The following is a 17,049-nucleotide window of genomic DNA, read 5'->3' on the forward strand; positions in this document are numbered from 1 at the left end:
GCACAGGCCCGAGCGCGGGCGCAAGCGTCGTGTGCGAGCCGCCGCCGGTCGCTACTGTCGTGACGTGGCTCAGATACCTTTCGGCAAGGCTCAGAACGGCAAGGACGCACGGCGAGCGGGTCGCGGACGCGCACCCCAGGAGGCGTCGGCGCCTCCCGAGACGGCCGCTCCGGCGCCCGCCGCCGCCCCCGAGGCGACTCCTGCTCCCCCCGCGGCCGACAGTGCTCCGGCCGCTCCGGTGACCGCGGGCGCACCCGACGCGTCGCCGGCGCCCGCGACGACCGGGAGCGGATACCGCGTCCGCGCCGAGCGCCTGCCGATCATCGACCCGCAGCCCCGGCTCGAGGACGACCGCTGGCCCGCGAAGGCGTTCGTCGGCGAGGTCGTCCCCTTCGCTGCCACGGCCTTCCGCGAGGGGCACGACCTCATCGGCGTCGACCTCCTGCTGCGCTCGCCGTCCGGGGCCGAGTCGGAGCACCGCATGTCGCTCCTCGCGACCGGCACCGACCGCTACGGGCGCCTCGTGGCCCTCGACGAGGAGGGCGATTGGAGCTACCGCATCCGCGCCTACGCCGACGACTGGGCGACCTGGCTCCACACGGCCGAGGTCAAGATCCCGGCCGGCCTGGACATCGACGTCACCTTCGCCATCGGCGAGGGCCTGCTGCGCAGCGGCGCCGACGACTCCTCGCGGCCCGAGGGCGAGCGCAGCCTGCTCTCCGACACCGCCGCCCGAGTCGGCGACACCACGCTGAGCGCCGAGGAGCGCCTCGCCGCGGCGACCGATCCCGCCGTCCACGGCGCGGTCGACGCCCGCCCGGTGATGAGCCTCACCAGCGTCTCGGAGCCGCGCACCGTCCACGTCGAGCGCACCCGCGCCGGCGTCGGCGCCTGGTACGAGTTCTTCCCCCGCTCCGAGGGCGCCGTGCGCCACGAGGACGGGACCGTGACCAGCGGATCCTTCCGCACCGCGATCGACCGCCTCCCCGCTGTGGCCGCGATGGGCTTCGACGTGCTCTACCTGCCGCCGATCCACCCCATCGGCCGCTCCTTCCGCAAGGGCCCGAACAACACCCTCGACGCCGGCGAGAACGATCCCGGCTCGCCGTGGGCGATCGGCTCGGCCGAGGGCGGGCACGACGCGATCCACCCGGACCTCGGCACCGAGGACGACTTCCGCGCCTTCCACGCCGCGGTCGAGGCCGCGGGCCTCGAGCTCGCCCTCGACTTCGCCCTGCAGGCCTCGCCCGACCATCCCTGGGTCACCAGCCACCCCGAGTGGTTCACGACGCTCCCCGACGGCTCGATCGCCTACGCCGAGAACCCGCCGAAGAAGTACCAGGACATCTACCCGATCAACTTCGACAACGACCCCGAGGGCATCCGTCAGGAGTCGCTGCGGGTCCTGCGGCACTGGATCGACCTGGGCGTGCGGATCTTCCGCGTCGACAACCCCCACACGAAGCCGCTCGACTTCTGGGAGTGGATCATCCACGAGGTCAACGCCGAGCACCCCGAGGTCGTCTTCCTCGCGGAGGCGTTCACCCGCCCCGCGATCATGCGCGCACTCGGCAAGGTCGGCTTCCAGCAGTCGTACTCGTACTTCACCTGGCGCAACACCAAGGAGGAGCTCGGCGAGTTCTTCACGAGCATCTCCCACGAGACGGCCGACTACATGCGGCCGAACCTCTTCGTGAACACTCCGGACATCCTCACCGAGTACCTCCAGTACGGCGGCCGCTCGGCGTACAAGGTGCGGGCGGCCCTGGCCGCGACCGCGTCGCCGCTGTGGGGGGTCTACGCCGGCTACGAACTGGTCGAGAACGTCGCTCGCCCCGGCGCCGAGGAGAACATCGACAACGAGAAGTACGAGTACAAGACGCGCGACTGGGCCGGCGCCGAGGAATCGGGCCGCTCGCTGGCGCAGTACATCACGCGCCTCAACGAGATCCGGCGCTCGCACCCCGCGCTCGGGCAGCTGCGGAACCTGCACGTGCACGGCAGCGACGACGACGCGATCCTCGTCTACTCCAAGCACCTGCAGGCCGCGTTCACGGGCACCGGAACCGACGACACGATCATCGTCGTCGTCAACACCGACCCGCACTCGGCCCGCGAGACCACGGTCCACCTCGACCTGCCCGCGATCGGGCTCGACTGGAGCGCGACCTTCGAGGTCGAGGACCTGATCACCGGCGCCGTCTGGACCTGGGGCACCGACGACTACGTGCGGCTCGACTCGTTCGTCGAGCCCGTGCACATCCTGAGCGTGAAGGCGGACGAGCGATGAGCGGAACCACCCCCGAGGGCACGAGCCCGGCCGAGGAGGCGGGCCTCAGCGCGCACGCCGAGACGGTCCCCACGACGGGCACCAGCTCGGCGACCACCTCCGGCCACGGCGCGCACGTCGCCGACGCGGCACCCGACGCACGACAGCACCCCGGAGCGGACGGCGAGAACGCGCGCAGCTACGCGGTCGAGACGGTCCCGGAGGCGCCTCAGCCGGTCGCGGGCGACGACGCCGTGACCGTCGAGCGCGACGCCGACGACGCGGAGTCCGCTCCGGTCGGCAGCGGGGCCGAGGGCGACCTGCCCGACGACACGGACGCGGCCGATTCCGTCGCAGCCGACAGCGCCGCTCCCCTCGAGACGACCGCCGGCCCCGCCGAGACGACCGCGGACCCCGCGACCGCTTCGGGCCCCGTCGACGGCACCGCGGCGATCGCGCTGCCCGACATCCCGGAGTGGGTGCTGCAGCAGCTCGCCACCGGCAGCAACGCGCTCCCCCACGACGTCCTGGGCCAGCACCTCGTCGCGGCCCCCGGCGTCTCCGACCCGGTGACGGTCGTCCGCGTGCGCCGCCCGCTCGCCGAGAAGGTCGCCGTGGTGCTCGCCACCGGCGCCCGCGTCGAGCTGAGCCACCTCAGCGACGGGATCTGGCAGGGCTTCCACGTCCTCGGTCCGCAGGCGTACACGGTCGAGGCCCGCTACGGCGGCGGCGGCGAGTGGACCGCGGAGGACCCCTACCGGTTCTCGAAGACGGTCGGCGACTTCGACCTCTACCTCATCGGCGAGGGCCGCCACGAGCGCCTCTGGGAGGCGCTCGGTGCCCGCCACCGCGAGCACGAGGGGGTCTGGGGCACGAGCTTCGCCGTCTGGGCCCCGCACGCCCAGGCCGCTCGGGTCGTCGGCGACTTCAACGACTGGAACGGCGAGGGCCACTCCCTCCGCAACCTCGGGACGACCGGGGTCTGGGAGATCTTCGTCCCGGGCGTCGAGCCCGGAGCCTCCTACAAGTTCGACCTGCTCTCGCGCGACGGCCACTGGGTCCGCAAGGCCGATCCGATGGCCCGCGCCACGGAGGTGCCGCCTGCGACCGCCTCGAAGGTCCCCGTCTCGCACCACCAGTGGGGCGACTCCGGCTGGATGGAGAAGCGAGCCTCGGTCGATCCGCACACGCAGCCGCTCAGCGTCTACGAGATGCACCTCGGCTCCTGGCGTCCGGGACTGGGCTACCGCGACCTCGCGGACCCGCTGATCGAGTACGTCACCGAGCTCGGCTTCACGCACGTGGAGTTCATGCCGCTCGCCGAGCACCCGTTCGGCGGCTCCTGGGGCTACCAGGTCACCGGCTACTACGCCGCCTCGAGCCGCTTCGGCACGGCCGACGACCTCAAGTACCTGATCGACCGTCTGCACCAGGCCGGCATCGGCGTCATCGTCGACTGGGTGCCCGGGCACTTCCCCAAGGACGACTTCGCCCTCGCCCGCTTCGACGGCGAGCCGCTCTACGAGCACCCGGACTGGCGCCGCGGTGAGCAGATGGACTGGGGCACCTACGTCTTCGACTTCGGGCACACCCAGGTGCGCAACTTCCTCGTCGCGAACGCCCTGTTCTGGCTCGAGGAGTTCCACGTCGACGCCCTGCGGGTGGACGCCGTCGCCTCGATGCTCTACCTCGACTACTCCCGCAAGGAGGGCGAGTGGCTGCCGAACCAGTACGGCGGACGCGAGCACCTCGAGGCGATCAGCTTCCTCCAGGAGGTCAACGCCACGGCCTACAAGCTGCACCCCGGCATCATGATGATCGCCGAGGAGTCGACGAGCTGGCCCGGCGTCACCCAGCCCACCAGCTCCGGCGGCCTCGGCTTCGGGCTCAAGTGGAACATGGGCTGGATGCACGACTCGCTCGACTACATGGCGAACGATCCGCTGTGGCGCCAGTACCACCTGGGCGAGATCACCTTCTCGTTCGTCTACGCCTTCAGCGAGAAGTTCGTCCTGCCGATCAGCCACGACGAGGTCGTGCACGGCAAGGGCTCGCTGATCCAGAAGATGCCGGGCGACCACTGGCAGCAGCTCGCGAACGTGCGCGCCTACCTCGCCTTCATGTGGGCCCATCCCGGCAAGCAGCTGCTCTTCATGGGCCAGGAGTTCGGCCAGTACTCCGAGTGGAGCGAGGAGCGGGGCCTGGACTGGTGGATCCTCGACCAGCCGAGCCACCGCGGTCTCTGGAGCCTCATCGGTCAGCTGAACCGCGTGTACCGCGACTCGCCGTCGCTCTGGGAGCTCGACCACGAGCAGTCGGGCTTCGAGTGGATCGACGGCGGCGCGGCGGCGGCCAACGTCGTCTCGTTCCTGCGCAAGGACAGCGAGGGTCGCCCGATCGCCGTCATCGCCAACTTCTCGGGTTCGCCCGTGCACGGCTACCGCGTGAGCCTGCCCACGGCCGGCCGCTGGGAGGAGCTCGTCAACACGGACGCCGAGATCTACGGCGGCAGCGGAGTCGGGAACTTCGGAGCGGTCGAGGCTCGCGAGGAGCCGTGGGCCGGCCGCCCGGCTTCCGCCGAGCTGGTCCTGCCCCCGCTGGCCGTGCTCTACCTGCGACCCGCCGACTGATCGGTCCCCGCACGGAAGAGGCCGCCCGCCGCGACGATCGTCGCGAGCGGGCGGCCTCTCGGCGTTCCGGCCGGCGTCAGTAGAGCAGGCCGGTGAGCCGGGCCCGAGCCTTGTTGACGCGCGGGTCGGTCTGACCGACGATCTCGAAGAGCTCCAGGAGGCGCGCGCGGACGGCGGCCTTACCCTCGGCGTGGAGGCGCGGGAACATCGAGAGCAGCCGGTCGAAGGCGTCCTCGACGTGGCCGCCCGAGACGTCCAGGTCGGCGACGGCGAGCTGCGCGTCGAGGTTCGACGGCTCGGCCGCGGCGGTCGAGCGGATGTCGTCGAGCGTGCGGCTCTGGAGGCGGGCCAGCAGCCGCACCTGGGCGAGACCAGCGACGGCGAGATCGTCGCGCGGGTTCTGCGCGATGGCGGTCTCGTACTCGGTGATCGCCGCGGCGTAGTCGCCCCGGTCGATCGCGTCGTAGGCCTCCTGGTGGTGCGGCGGCAGCGGCTCCGGCTCGGGCTCCGCGCCCTCGGCGGGAGCGGCTCCCTCCACCGGCACCGTGCCCGTCACACCGTTCTGAGCCGCGAGCTGGAGGACCTGCTCGAGCAGGTCGCGCAGCTGCTCCTCGGCGACGAGGCCGCTGAACAGGGGCACCGGGCGGCCGCCGATGATCGCGGCGACCGTCGGCACGGACTGCACCTGGAACGCCTGCGCCAGCTGCGGGCTCGACTCCACATCGACCCCGACGAGCACGAACGCGCCGGCGTACGAGACGACGACCTTCTCGAGCAGCGCGGTCATGCTCTGGCTCTGGTCCGACCAGGAGCCGCGCAGGTCGACGATCACCGGCACGCGCGACGAGAGCTGGACCACCTGGTCGAACTCGGCGTCGCCGGCGGTCAGCAGCAGCGGATTCGCGCCGGGCGCGCCTCCGGGAGCGGCGGGCGCGGCCGGGGCACCGGCGGAGGCGGCGGGCGGGGTGCGGCGGTTCACCAGCGACGAGAGGTCGACGGCGCCGCGGAGGTTTCCGGGCAGGGGCGGGACGGTGCTCACGGCAGCTGCACCACCGAGACGAGTCCCTGGCTCCATCCGAGCATCACGATCTTCTCCTCCGATCCGACGGGCGGTACGTAGAACAGCAGTTGGTATCCGTAGGTGGTCTCGATGCCGGTCGTCGACTTGTCCGTGCCCAGCAGGGTCTGCGAGGCGCCGGAGGTCGAGACGGTCGAGCCCTCGGCAGTGGGGCGGACGGTCGACGTCTCGGCGATGCTCGCCGCGACGAGGGCCCCCGAGTCGTTCGTCGCGAGCGCGATCGTCGGCGACGTGCCGGCGGCGTTCGAGAACTCGATCGAGGCGGTGTCCGGCAGCGCCTCGCGGTCGGCGTTCTTCTTGTCGACGCCGACCTGCCCCCGGAGGGTGTCGCCGTCGGCCGCGAAGAGCTCGGCGTACTGGCTCGAGTCGCCGTTGGCGAGCACGTCCGCGTACGCGGAGCCGACCGACTGCGGGGCGAGCTTCATCAGGCGCGAGTCGGGCGCCACGATCGACGTGCCGACGGTGACGGGCGCGACGTCGGGGATGCGCGCGTTGGCCTCGAGCGAGATGGCGTAGTCGACCTTGTAGTCGACGCGCGGGCTCGCCTGGCTCATCATCAGCGCGATCGGGGCCTGGGTGGTGTCCGTCGAGTTCTGCACGACGGCGGTGACCAGGCGCGGCCACCACTCCGTGTCCTGCGGGAGCACCAGGCTCACCGGGGAGGCCGGGATCGTCTGCGGCGGGTCGATCGTCCCGCCCTTGGCGACGACGTCGTAGTTGGTGGTGCGCTCGGTGAGCGCCTCGCCCTGGAAGCGCTCGGCGAGGATCCCGGCGTCCCGGGCGGCGTCGGCGCGCGACGCGACATCGGCGACCTCGGCGACGACGGCCTCCGCCTGCTGCGTGGTGACCACGGGGGTCGGCTCGGCCGAGACCGGCTCTGCCCCCGCGGTCGCCGTGGCGGACGCGGTCGGCGCCTCGCTCGCGCCCGCGGCGAGATCCGGCCAGTAGTCGGAGCTGCAGCCGGAGAGGAGGACCGTCGTCCCGAGGACGACGGGCAGCACCAGGGCGGCCCGGCGGCGCGAGGGCGCCGGCGACGCCGTGGAGGCCTGGATCCCGGCACGCGGCCGGGGGCGGCGGGCACCGCGGGGGATCCGACCCTGCGGTCCCTTCCGGCGCGGGCCGTGCTGGCGGCGCAGGTGGACGAAGGCCCAGATGTAGAGGACGAGGCCGAGGAGGAGGAACACGGCTCCTCCGAGCAGCAGCGGACCGGCGAGGGGCGTCGCGGTGTCCACGGGCCAGCTGACGCGCACGGAGTCGGCTGCCGGCGCGGTGCCGTCGCTCGCGATGAGGATGGAGACGTCCTCCGGCACGTCGAGCGCCAGGGTCACGCTGCCGCTCCCCTCGAACTCCTCGAGCCAGAGGTCGGAGCCGCGCGGATCGACGACCGCCGCGTCGGCGGTCTCGACGTCGGAGGAGAGCTGGACGCGCTCGCCCGTCTCCTCCGCGGAGGTGAGGGTGTCGTCGGCGCGCTCGTAGCCGATGGCGTCGTAGCTCGAGCCGCCCACCCAGCCCAGCACGTCGGAGGTCCGGGCGTAGGCGACGACGAGGTCGCCGCTGCCCTCGACCGTGATCGTCTGGCGTCCCGGGTTGGCGCCCAGGGTGCTGCCGTCGATCACCGCGTAGGGAGCGGAGGAGTCGAGCGCGGCCTCGGCGGTGAGGGACTCCGGAGGAGCCCAGACCGTCCGCTGACCGATGCCGAGCACGATCATCGCGGCAGCGATGACGGTGGCGATGATGGCGAAGACGAACCGCACGAAAGAACTCCTCCTGCGTTGCCGGATCGGGGTGACGGCCGGGGCCGGCTCGGGGTACGCAGCCGGACCGGGGCGCGACGGCAACAGACAAAGACAGTCCACGATAGCCGATGCCCTCGCTCCGATGCCCGGGAGAAGCCGAGAGTGCGGCCCGAGCGGCGCGCGGTGCGGGTGTCGCCCCGGCCGCGGCCTCCCTGCTGAATACACTTTCCCAGTGCCGCGAGCCCCACCGCGGTCCTGCTCTGAAGGAGACGACGTGGCGAACGACGAGGCCGAATTCACCCAGGTGTTCCGTGGCTACGACCGGGACGAGGTCGACAAGGCCGTCCAGGGCCTGCGCCGCGAGCTCATCCACTCGAACACCCAGGCGGCCGAGAGCGGCCGCGAGGTGAAGCGCCTCTCCTCCCGGATCGAGGGCCTCGAGAAGGAGCTGCAGCAGGTCGGCACCCCCACCTACGCCGGCCTGGGCGCCAAGCTCGAGCACACCCTGCGCGTGGCCGAGGAGCAGTCCGAGCGGATCATCGCCCAGGCCGAGAACGACGCCGCCGCCCTCCGCCGCTCCACCCGCGACGACGGCGACCGCATCCTCCAGGAGGCGCGCGACGAGGCCGAGCGCCTGGTGACCGAGGCGCGCCGCCGTGCGGACCGGACCCGCGACGAGTCCGAGGCGCAGGCCGCGGCGACGCTCGGCAAGGCCGCCGACGACCGCGACGTGATGACGCAGGACGCCGTCCGCGAGGCCGCCGCGATCCGCGGCACCGTGGCGACCGAGGCCGCCGAGACCCGCGCCACCGCGAAGCGCGAGGCCGCCGCGATCCGCTCCGAGGCCGAGCGCGAGGCCGCGGAGATGCGCGCCGTCGCCGCCCGCGAGATCGAGGTCGCCCGCGCCGAGGCCGCCCGCCTCGCCCAGGCCAACGAGCTCCTGCGGGCCGAGGTCGCCTCCGAGGTGGACCGGCTCCGGGCGGCCGTCGAGGCCGAGGTCGCCCAGGCGCGCGCGGCGGTCGAGGCCGAGGTGCTCTCGACCCGCGCCGCGCTCGACGCCGAGGTCGCCGCAGTCCGCGCCGAGGGCGCGCGCGAGATCGCCGACCAGCGCACCCGGCTCACCCAGGAGCGCGCCGAGGCCGTCGCCGTGCTCGACGCCGAGCTGGCGGGCCTGCGCGCCGCGTCCGCCGACGAGGCCGCTGCGCTCTCGCGCGAGGTCGAGCAGGCCCGGATCGACCTGGTGGTCGAGCTCGCCGCGCGCCGCGAGGAGGCCGACCGCGACGACCTGCTCCGCCACCAGGAGGCCGTCGCGCAGACCCAGCGCTACCTCGACGAGTCGAACCTGCAGCTCGCCGACGCCATCCGACGCGCGAACGACAAGCGCCTCGAGGCGGACGCCCTCCGCAGCGACGCCCTCGACGACACGACGCGACTGCGCCGGAAGGCCCAGGACGACTCCGACGCCCTGCTCGACGACGCGCGCGACCAGGCGCAGAAGCTCGTCGCGGACGCGGAGCGCCGCAGCCGCGAGCTGATGGACACCGCCGAGCGGCGCCTCGACGAGATCCGCACCGAGCGCGACGCGATCGCCGGCTACGTGTCCGGACTGCGCGGGCTCATCGGCCACATCGACGGACTCGCGGACGACAGCGACGGCGACGGCTCCGACGGCAGCGGCTCTGACGGCGACGGCTCCGACGGCGGCTCGTCCGGCCGCTAGGCGGCCGCCGCGCGGGTCGGCTCAGCCGAGCTCGCCCGCCCACTCCGTCGGCAGCGGGGACGAGGCGGGCGCGACCACGCGCACGATCTCGTCGAGGACCCGGCGGGTCTGCGCCTCGCCGACCCAGAGGTGCTTCCCGCCCTCCACGGCCACGAGGTCCAGCTGCGGCACGCTCGCGAAGCGCTCGGCGGCCGCCTCCGGCCGCAGGTAGTCGTCGAACTCCGGGACGAGCGCCACGAGCGGGCGGCCGTCCTCGCCCCAGGCGGCGACCTCCTCCGCGCTCGTGCGGTGCAGCGGCGGCGAGAGCAGGATCGCTCCCTCGACGGGGTGCTCCCTCCCCCACTTCAGCGCGAGCTCGGTGCCGAAGGACCAGCCGACCAGCCAGGGGTGCGGCAGTCCGCGCTCCGCGACGAGCGCCAGGGCTGCGGCGACGTCGGCGCGCTCCTCGGTGCCGTGTCCGAACGCGCCCTCGCTCGTGCCGCGCGGCGACGCGGTGCCGCGGGTGTTGAAGCGGAGGACCGCCAGGTCGGCGAGCGCGGGCAGGCGGGTGGCGGCCTTCCGCAGGATGTGCGAGTCCATGAAGCCGCCGTGGGTGGGCAGTGGATGCAGGGTGACCAGGGTCGCGACCGGCTCGCGCTCCAGGGGCAGCGCGAGCTCCCCGACAAGGGTCAGCCCGTCGGCCGTGTGCAGCTCGATGTCCTCGCGACGGGCGGGGAGGACGACGCCTCCGCGGATCTCGTGGGTCATCGTGCTCCTCGGATTCTCCAGCAGTGCGTGTGCCAGTGGCGGCGGCCGGCCAGATCGGCCGCGTCGCCGAGCGCGCCGTCGGCCCGCCAGGTGACCAGGTGCGGCTGGCCGATGTCGATGGTGAGCCCGCAGCCCGGGCAGAGGTAGTTCTTCACGGCCCGCGCTGCGGAGACGGGCTGGACGTTCCACTCCCGACCGGCGTGGGACTCGGTGCGCCGGAAGCCGGCGAGCATCTGCGAGAGGTCGCGCTGCTCGTCGTCGTCGTCACGGCGGCCGCCCCGGGGTCTGTTGCTGCGCGGCATCTCCCCAGTCTAGGAGGCCGCCGCCGTGCCCCTTCCGTCAGTGGGAGCTGTCGTCCATCTCGAGCCGGGTCTCCTCGGCGTCGAGCATCAGCTGCGCCCGCCGCAGCGTCCGCGAGGAGTAGACCCCGCGCCCCCGGGCGTCCAGCAGTGCCTCCCGCTCGGCGAGCAGGACCGCTCGGCGCAGCCGCAGGTACTGCGCGTGCGGGCCGAGCGGCGCGTCCTCCTCGCGGCCGACCTGTTCCCACGCCACCTGCGAGCGGGTCAGAGTGTCGCGGCGCACGCGCTCGAGGACGCGCTCGCCCGCCTCGCCGTCGGGCAGCTCCGCCACCGCCTCGGGGAGGGCCTGGATGCCCGTGGCCGCGACCTCGTCGAGCAGCGTCGCGAGCTCGCGGCGGTCGGCCTCTCCGTCGGTGCCCTGGATGCCGGTGAGCCGGATCAGCGCCGGGAGCGTCGCACCCTGCAGGAGCAGCGTCACGACGGCGACGGTGAAGGCGATCAGGATCAGCTGGGAGCGGTAGGGAGTCTCGTCCGGCAGCGACTGGGCCGCGGCGAGCGTGACCACGCCGCGCATCCCGGACCAGGACAGGACGACTCCGCCGCGCCAGCCGAACGCCTCGCTCGTGGTCGCGGCCAGGTCGGTCTCGCGCCGGAGGTAGAGCCGTTCCGCTCGCACCTGCCGCCGCCGGAAGCGCTCGTCGCTGGTGGCGCTGTTGCGCAGTCGCATCAGGCCCACCGCCAGCCGCCGGTTGATCCGCTCCGCCCGCCGACCGGAGCTGCGAAGCCACAGGAGCAGCGGCCACACGAAGAGGGCCCGCAGCACGATCAGGATGACCACGGTGGCCAGACCCAGCAGCACCGCGGTGCCCACTCCGAACTCGCCCGGGTCCACGACCCCGGAGACGATCGCCTTGATCTCGGCGCCCATGAGCAGGAACACGCCGTTCTCGAGCAGGAACTGCGCCGTCCGCCAGTTCACCCGCTCGCTGATCCGCGACTGCGGCGAGAGGAAGCGCGCGCTGTTGTGCCCCGTGTAGATCCCGGTGACCACGACGGCGAGCACCCCGGACGCGCCCAGCTCCTCGGCCGGGATGTAGGCCAGGAACGGCACGGCGAAGGACACGGCGGTGTCGAGCACCGGGTCCCGCAGCTTCGAGCGCACGAAGACGGTGAGCACGCCCATCACCAGTCCGAGGACGATCGCCATCAGGACGGAGTAGACGAAGAGGACCCCCACCTCGCCCACGTCGATCGCGTCGGTCGTGACGGAGGCGCCGACCACGGCCGCCGCAGCCGTCGCGGCGCGCAGCAGCACCAGCGCCGACGCGTCGTTCACGAGGCTCTCGCCCTCGAGCACCGTCACCAGGCGGGGCGGGAGTCCGAGCTTCTTGCCGATCGAGGTCGCTGCCACCGCGTCGGTCGGGCTCACGACGGCGCCCAGAGCGATCGCTGCGGGCAGGCTCAGATCGGGGAACACGAGGTAGAGGAAGCCGCCCACCACGAGGGCGGTCACGACGACCAGCAGCACCGAGAGCCCGAAGATCGAGCGCAGGTTCCGCCGGAAGTCGGTGAGGGGCACCTGGATCGCGGCCGAGTACAGCAGCGGCGGCAGCACGCCCGCGAGGATCAGCTCAGGCTCGACCTCGATGCCCGGGACCCCGGGGAGGTAGGACGCGCCGATACCGATGACGACCAGGAGCAGCGGTGCGGCGATCCCGAGGCGGCTCGAGAACCGCGCGACGGTGACGACCGTGATGATCCCGACGACCCCGAGCAGCGCGTAATCCACGGCACCAGGGTAGCGAGAGCCTCAACCCGCCGGACGCGGTGCCGAGCGGAGGGGAACGATCAGTACCAGCCGACCGACTCGGAGTGGGCCCAGGCGCCGCAGGGCGAGCCGTAGCGGCCGGAGATGTAGCCGAGGCCCCAGGTGATCTGGGTGCTCGCGTTGGTCGCCCAGTCGGAGCCGGCCGTCGCCATCTTGCTGCCGGGGAGTGCCTGCGGGATGCCGTAGGCACCGCTGGACTTGTTCTCGGCGTAGACGTTCCAGCCGGACTCGCGGTTCCAGAGGAGGACGAGGCAGTCGTACTCGCTGTCGGCCCAGCCGCGCTGCACGATCATGTCGTACGCGATGGCCTTCGCGGATCCGGGATCCGGAGCGGCGGCGCGCTGGACGGGAGCGGCGGTCTCGGCCTCGGCAGAGCCCGACTCCTCCTCGTCGACGGTCGCGGAAGCGGTCTGAGTCTCGGTCGGAGTGGGCGTCGGGGTCGGAGTGGGCGTCGGCTTCGCCTCGGCGCCGAATGAGTCGCGCTGGACGGTCCGCTCGACGGCGTCCGCGACGACGAGCCGCTGCGCGGAGTCGCCGTTGAAGCGCGCCGGGGCCTGGTAGTAGGGGGAGGCGACCGCGCCGCTGGACGGATCGACGACGTTCACCATGGCGAACGCGATCGACGCCGTGAAGGCCAGCACCGTCACCGGGATCCGAGCCCAGGAGCGCCGCACCGGGGTCTGGTGCGGGACCGCCGGGCGACCGCTGGTGCGGTTCGCGGGCGTGTGGGCGACGGAGGTCTGAGGATGCTGAGCCACGATTACGAAAGCATAACGGACGATGACCTGATCGGCCAGCAGATCCGGCTCCGGTCAGCGGACCGCCAGCATCACGTCGACGACCGTGTCGAGCAGCAGGTCGACCTGCGCCTCGGCGTACCCGCCGCGCTGCGGGGCGAAGGAGACGGTCCGCACGTCGTCCACGGTCAGCACCGATCCGTCGCGGAAGTACCCGGAGATCCGGTCGGCGAAGGCGTCGACCTGGCGGATGTTGTAGCCCGTCGTGAGAGCGCCGGCCCGGGTGAACCGCTCGCGGGGAGCGCGGGCCAGCCGGTTCACGATCTCCTGGGCGGTCGACCGCGCGTCCGCGAGCCACGCCTCCTCGCCCCGGGCCGCGATCGCGTACTGGCGCTCCCGCAGGGCGAAGGCGTCCTCGAGGCGCTCGAGCGCCGCATCGACGTGGGGCGCGGAGTAGCCGCCCTTGCGAAGGGTGAACGCGGTGTGGCGCAGGTCGGCGGCGCGGAGGTCCGCCGGTCCCCCGGAGAGCTGCGAGTAGGCCTCGCGCGCCGACGCGAGGAAGGAGTCGACCTCGGCCGTGTCGTAGCCGGGACGGGACTCGCGGGCTCGGGGGAAGGGAGCGGTCATCCCGACATCATGCCAAGCCGCGCGCCGGGAGCGGAATCGGCACGCCCCGGTGAGGCGCCCGCTCAGTGGGCGAAGACGAAGTACAGCACGTAGGCCGCGGCGGCCGACGGCAGGATCGAGTCCAGCCGGTCGAGGACTCCTCCGTGGCCGGGCAGCCACGAGCTCATGTCCTTGATGCCGATGTCGCGCTTGATCAGCGACTCGGCGAGGTCGCCGAGCGTCGCGGTGAGCAGCACCACCGCCCCGAACACCGCGCCGACCCACCAGGGCTGGCCGAGCATCAGCAGGGCGAGCAGGACGCCGACGCCGATCCCCGCGACGGCAGCACCGGCGAACCCCTCCCAGGTCTTCTTCGGGCTGATCCGCGGTGCCATAGGGTGCTTGCCCCAGGTGAGTCCGCTCACGTAGGCGCCGGTGTCGACGACGATCACGAGCACCAGGAACGCGAACGCCCAGAGCTGGCCGCCGGGCTCGGCGACGAGACGGATCGCGAAGGCGCCGAGGAAGGTCGTGTAGCCCTGGACGAACGCGCCGAGGCCGATGTCGAGGGCGAGGTCCCTCCGGCTCGAGGCGGTGCGCCGGAAGAGCTGCTCCCCCAGCCGCCAGAGGCCGACGAGGACGGATCCGCCGAGGACGGTGGCCCACGCGGCGCCGAGGCCGCCGTAGTAGGCGGCCGGCACGGCGACGACCGCCACGATCCCGGTCGGGATGCGCGGGATGTCGCGACCGGCGTGGCGCAGGGCGTTCGAGAGCTCCAGCGCCGCGAGCAGCACCACCACCCCCGCGAGCACCATGAAGAGCTCCTTGACCAGGAGGAGGCTGACGACCATCGCGCCGCCGCCGAGGAGTCCGATCGCGGTCGCCGACACGAGGTTCCGGCCCGAGCGCGCGGTCAGGCGGTCGTTCGTCGCCTCGAGCTGGGCGCGGGTCGCCTCGAGCTGGCGCTCGACGTCGGCCCGGCCCTGCTGGGCGCGCGCACGCAGCGCGTCGCGGGTGACCATCCGGGATCCCCGGGCACCCGGGACGTGCGGAGACGGTCTCTTCTCGCCGCCCTCGGGTCCTTCGGGGATCTCGGGCACCGCTACACCTCGAGCAGTTCGGATTCCTTGCGCTTGAGCGCCTCGTCGATCGCGTCGACGTGCTGCTTCGTGAGCGCCTCGAGCTCCTTCTCGCCGCGGGCGAGCTCGTCGTCGCCGATGTCGCCCTTCAGCGCGTCGAGGTCGTCCTTGCCCTTGCGGCGGATGTTGCGCACCGCGATCTTGGCGTCCTCGGCCTTGGTGCGGACGATCTTGACGAACTCCTTGCGGCGCTCGGCGGTGAGCTCCGGCAGGGTCACGCGGATGATCGTGCCGTCGTTGGTCGGGTTCGCGCCGAGGTTCGGCATGTCCCGGATGGCCTGCTCGATGTCGCGCAGCGAGCCCTTGTCGTAGGGCGTCAGGACGAGCGTGCGGGCCTCCTGGTTCTGCATCGAGGCGAGCTGCGACAGCGGCGTCGGGGTGCCGTAGTAGCTCACCAGCACCTTCTGGAACATGCCGGGGTTCGCGCGTCCGGTGCGGACCGTGGAGAAGTCCTCCTTGGCGACCTCGACGGCCTTGCCCATCTTGGTCTTCGCATCGGCCAGTACATCCGAGATCACAGGGAGCTCCTTAAGAGAGGGAAGTGGTCAGTCTAGTTCGAGACGAGCGTGCCGAGCTCGGCGCCGCGGATGGCCTTCGCGACGTTGCCCGAGGGCTCCATGCCGAAGACCTGCATCGGCATGCCGTTGTCCATGCAGAGGCTGAACGCGGTGGAGTCGACCACCTTGAGGCCCCGCTGGAGCGCCTCCTGGTAGGTCAGCGCGTCGAGCTTCTTCGCGTCGGGGTTCGTCCGCGGGTCGGCGTCGTACACGCCGTCCACGCCGTTCTTGGCGACGAGGACCACGTCGGCGTGCGTCTCGAGCGCGCGCTGCGCGGCGACCGTGTCGGTCGAGAAGTACGGGAGTCCGGCGCCGGCGCCGAAGATGACGACGCGGCCCTTCTCCATGTGCCGGATCGCCCGGCGGGGGATGTAGGGCTCCGCGACCTGCGTCATCGCGATCGCGGACTGCACGCGCGTCTCGGCGCCCGCCTGCTCGAGGAAGTCCTGGAGGGCGAGGGCGTTCATCACCGTGCCCAGCATGCCCATGTAGTCGGCCCGGCCGCGGTCCATGCCGCGCTGCGAGAGCTCGGCTCCGCGGAAGAAGTTGCCGCCGCCGACGACCACCGAGATCTCCACCTCGGTCGCGGCATCGGCGATCTCGCGCGCCAGGGCGCTGATCACGTCCGGGTTCACGCCGAGCGTGCCGGCTCCGAACGCCTCCCCCGACAGCTTCAGAAGCACCCTGCGGCGCTTGCCCGTCGTCATCGCATCCGTCTCCGTCATGGACGTTTCCTCCCGTAGACCCGTACAAACCTATCCCGCGCGGAGCGGGCCCCGCGACCACGCCCGGGACCGCCCCGGGCAGAGCGAAGGGAGCCCGGGTCGACTGAACGACCCGGACTCCCTCCTGCAGTGCTGTTAGGCGCCGACCTTGAAGCGGGCGAAGCCCGACACGGTCAGGCCCGCGTCGCTCAGGACCTTGCTGACGGACAGCTTGTTGTCCTTCGCGTAGTCCTGGTCGAGCAGCGCGACCTGCTTGAAGTACGCGTTCACGCGTCCCTCGATGATCTTCGGCAGGGCGGCCTCGGGCTTGCCCTCGCCGCGCGAGATCTCCTCGACGATGCGGCGCTCGTTGTCGACCTCGGACTGCGGCACGTCCTCGCGCGAGAGGTAGGACGGGTTCGCGAACGAGATGTGCTGGGCGACGGAGCGCGCGGTCTCGGCGTCCTCGCCCGCGTAGCCGACGACCACGCCGACCTGCGGGGGCAGGTCCTTGTTCGTCTTGTGGAGGTAGATCGCGAAGTGCTCGCCCGAGACGGAGGCCACGCGGCGCAGCTCCACCTTCTCGCCGAGGATCGCGGCCTCGTCGTTGATCAGGTCGGCGACGGTCTTGCCGTCGGCGGGGGCCGCGAGGGCCTCCTCGACCGTGGTGGAGCCGGCGGCGACGACCGCGGCGAGCACGGCGTCGGCGAGGGCGATGAACTTCGTGCCCTTGGCGACGAAGTCGGTCTCGCACGCGAGCTCGATCATCGTGGCGACGCCGTCCTTCTCAGCGGCGGCGACGAGGCCCTCGCTCGTGGAGCGGTCGGCGCGCTTCGCGTTGCCCTTGGCGCCCTTGAGGCGGAGGATCTCGACCGCCTTGTCCAGGTCGCCGTCGGCCTCGACGAGCGCGTTCTTCGTGTCGACCATGCCGGTACCGAGCTGCTCGCGCAGCGTCTTGACGTCAGCGAGGCTGAAATTTGCCATGTTCTCGGAACTCCT

General features: G+C 72.4%; 14 protein-coding genes. 3 read left to right on the forward strand and 11 right to left on the reverse strand.

Annotated elements, in window-relative coordinates; genetic code table 11:
- Positions 1–319 precede the first annotated feature (319 nt).
- Positions 320–2,290, forward strand: a complete 1,971-nt coding sequence (locus tag C5C49_RS01375) for an alpha-1,4-glucan--maltose-1-phosphate maltosyltransferase (RefSeq protein WP_308471222.1) — start codon at positions 320–322, stop codon at positions 2,288–2,290.
- Complete coding sequence (gene glgB, locus C5C49_RS01380) at positions 2,287–4,899, forward strand: 1,4-alpha-glucan branching protein GlgB (protein WP_104345242.1); 2,613 nt, start codon at positions 2,287–2,289, stop codon at positions 4,897–4,899. The genes C5C49_RS01375 and glgB overlap by 4 nt, the downstream gene beginning before the upstream one ends.
- 76 nt (positions 4,900–4,975) lie before the next feature.
- Here the strand turns inward: glgB and C5C49_RS01385 are convergent, their stop codons facing one another.
- Together C5C49_RS01385 and C5C49_RS01390 are read right to left on the reverse strand one after the other, a co-directional pair.
- Entirely contained in the window at positions 4,976–5,938 is a 963-nt protein-coding gene (locus tag C5C49_RS01385) for a tetratricopeptide repeat protein (protein ID WP_104345243.1), read from the reverse strand.
- Positions 5,935–7,731 carry a hypothetical protein gene (locus tag C5C49_RS01390; protein WP_104345244.1) on the reverse strand — a complete coding sequence of 599 codons (1,797 nt, stop codon included), beginning with the start codon at positions 7,729–7,731 and terminating at the stop codon, positions 5,935–5,937. Before C5C49_RS01390 ends, C5C49_RS01385 begins: the two co-directional genes overlap by 4 nt.
- A gap of 256 nt (positions 7,732–7,987) precedes the next feature.
- On the opposite strand from C5C49_RS01390, the gene C5C49_RS01395 reads away from it, so the two are divergent.
- Entirely contained in the window at positions 7,988–9,433 is a 1,446-nt protein-coding gene (locus tag C5C49_RS01395) for a DivIVA domain-containing protein (protein ID WP_104345245.1), read from the forward strand.
- Positions 9,434–9,454: 21 nt separating this feature from the next.
- On the opposite strand, the gene C5C49_RS01400 is transcribed toward C5C49_RS01395, so the two are convergent.
- The 9 genes from C5C49_RS01400 to tsf form a co-directional block, all read right to left on the reverse strand.
- Complete coding sequence (locus C5C49_RS01400; protein WP_104345246.1) at positions 9,455–10,180, reverse strand: alpha/beta hydrolase; 726 nt, start codon at positions 10,178–10,180, stop codon at positions 9,455–9,457.
- Positions 10,177–10,482, reverse strand: a complete 306-nt coding sequence (locus tag C5C49_RS01405) for a hypothetical protein (RefSeq protein WP_181027199.1) — start codon at positions 10,480–10,482, stop codon at positions 10,177–10,179. The genes C5C49_RS01400 and C5C49_RS01405 overlap by 4 nt, the downstream gene beginning before the upstream one ends.
- A gap of 37 nt (positions 10,483–10,519) precedes the next feature.
- Positions 10,520–12,268, reverse strand: coding sequence for a sodium:proton antiporter (locus tag C5C49_RS01410; protein WP_104345247.1), 1,749 nt, complete (start codon positions 12,266–12,268; stop codon positions 10,520–10,522).
- 59 nt (positions 12,269–12,327) lie between these two features.
- The gene (locus C5C49_RS01415) at positions 12,328–13,065 is read right to left on the reverse strand and encodes a lytic transglycosylase domain-containing protein (RefSeq protein ID WP_258066949.1); all 738 of its coding nucleotides are present in this window, start codon (positions 13,063–13,065) and stop codon (positions 12,328–12,330) included.
- A gap of 54 nt (positions 13,066–13,119) precedes the next feature.
- Positions 13,120–13,671: a DivIVA domain-containing protein gene (locus C5C49_RS01420; RefSeq protein ID WP_104226865.1), complete on the reverse strand. Its 552-nt coding sequence runs from the start codon at positions 13,669–13,671 to the stop codon at positions 13,120–13,122.
- 62 nt (positions 13,672–13,733) lie between these two features.
- On the reverse strand, positions 13,734–14,672 hold the full coding sequence (locus tag C5C49_RS01425) for a phosphatidate cytidylyltransferase (RefSeq protein WP_104223892.1): 939 nt from the start codon (positions 14,670–14,672) through the stop codon (positions 13,734–13,736).
- An 80-nt stretch (positions 14,673–14,752) separates the two neighbouring features.
- Complete coding sequence (frr, locus tag C5C49_RS01430; protein WP_104232499.1) at positions 14,753–15,307, reverse strand: ribosome recycling factor; 555 nt, start codon at positions 15,305–15,307, stop codon at positions 14,753–14,755.
- A 32-nt stretch (positions 15,308–15,339) separates the two neighbouring features.
- Positions 15,340–16,053, reverse strand: coding sequence for a UMP kinase (gene pyrH, locus C5C49_RS01435; protein WP_374952923.1), 714 nt, complete (start codon positions 16,051–16,053; stop codon positions 15,340–15,342).
- A 153-nt stretch (positions 16,054–16,206) separates the two neighbouring features.
- Positions 16,207–17,034: a translation elongation factor Ts gene (gene tsf / locus C5C49_RS01440; RefSeq protein ID WP_104223895.1), complete on the reverse strand. Its 828-nt coding sequence runs from the start codon at positions 17,032–17,034 to the stop codon at positions 16,207–16,209.
- Between the last annotated feature and the right edge of the window lie 15 nt (positions 17,035–17,049).

This window comes from Rathayibacter sp. AY1E2 (genome assembly GCF_002932325.1).
Classification (GTDB): Bacteria; Actinomycetota; Actinomycetes; order Actinomycetales; family Microbacteriaceae; genus Rathayibacter.

Bases quoted from the DNA above. Each gene is read 5' to 3' on its own strand.
- glgB (WP_104345242.1), top strand. From the start codon at position 2,287: ATGAGCGGAACCACCCCCGAGGGCACGAGCCCGGCCGAGGAGGCGGGC.
- C5C49_RS01400 (WP_104345246.1), bottom strand. From the start codon at position 10,180: ATGACCCACGAGATCCGCGGAGGCGTCGTCCTCCCCGCCCGTCGCGAG.
- C5C49_RS01405 (WP_181027199.1), bottom strand. From the start codon at position 10,482: ATGCCGCGCAGCAACAGACCCCGGGGCGGCCGCCGTGACGACGACGAC.
- C5C49_RS01420 (WP_104226865.1), bottom strand. From the start codon at position 13,671: ATGACCGCTCCCTTCCCCCGAGCCCGCGAGTCCCGTCCCGGCTACGAC.
- C5C49_RS01425 (WP_104223892.1), bottom strand. From the start codon at position 14,672: ATGGTCACCCGCGACGCGCTGCGTGCGCGCGCCCAGCAGGGCCGGGCC.
- pyrH (WP_374952923.1), bottom strand. From the start codon at position 16,053: ATGACGACGGGCAAGCGCCGCAGGGTGCTTCTGAAGCTGTCGGGGGAG.
- tsf (WP_104223895.1), bottom strand. From the start codon at position 17,034: ATGGCAAATTTCAGCCTCGCTGACGTCAAGACGCTGCGCGAGCAGCTC.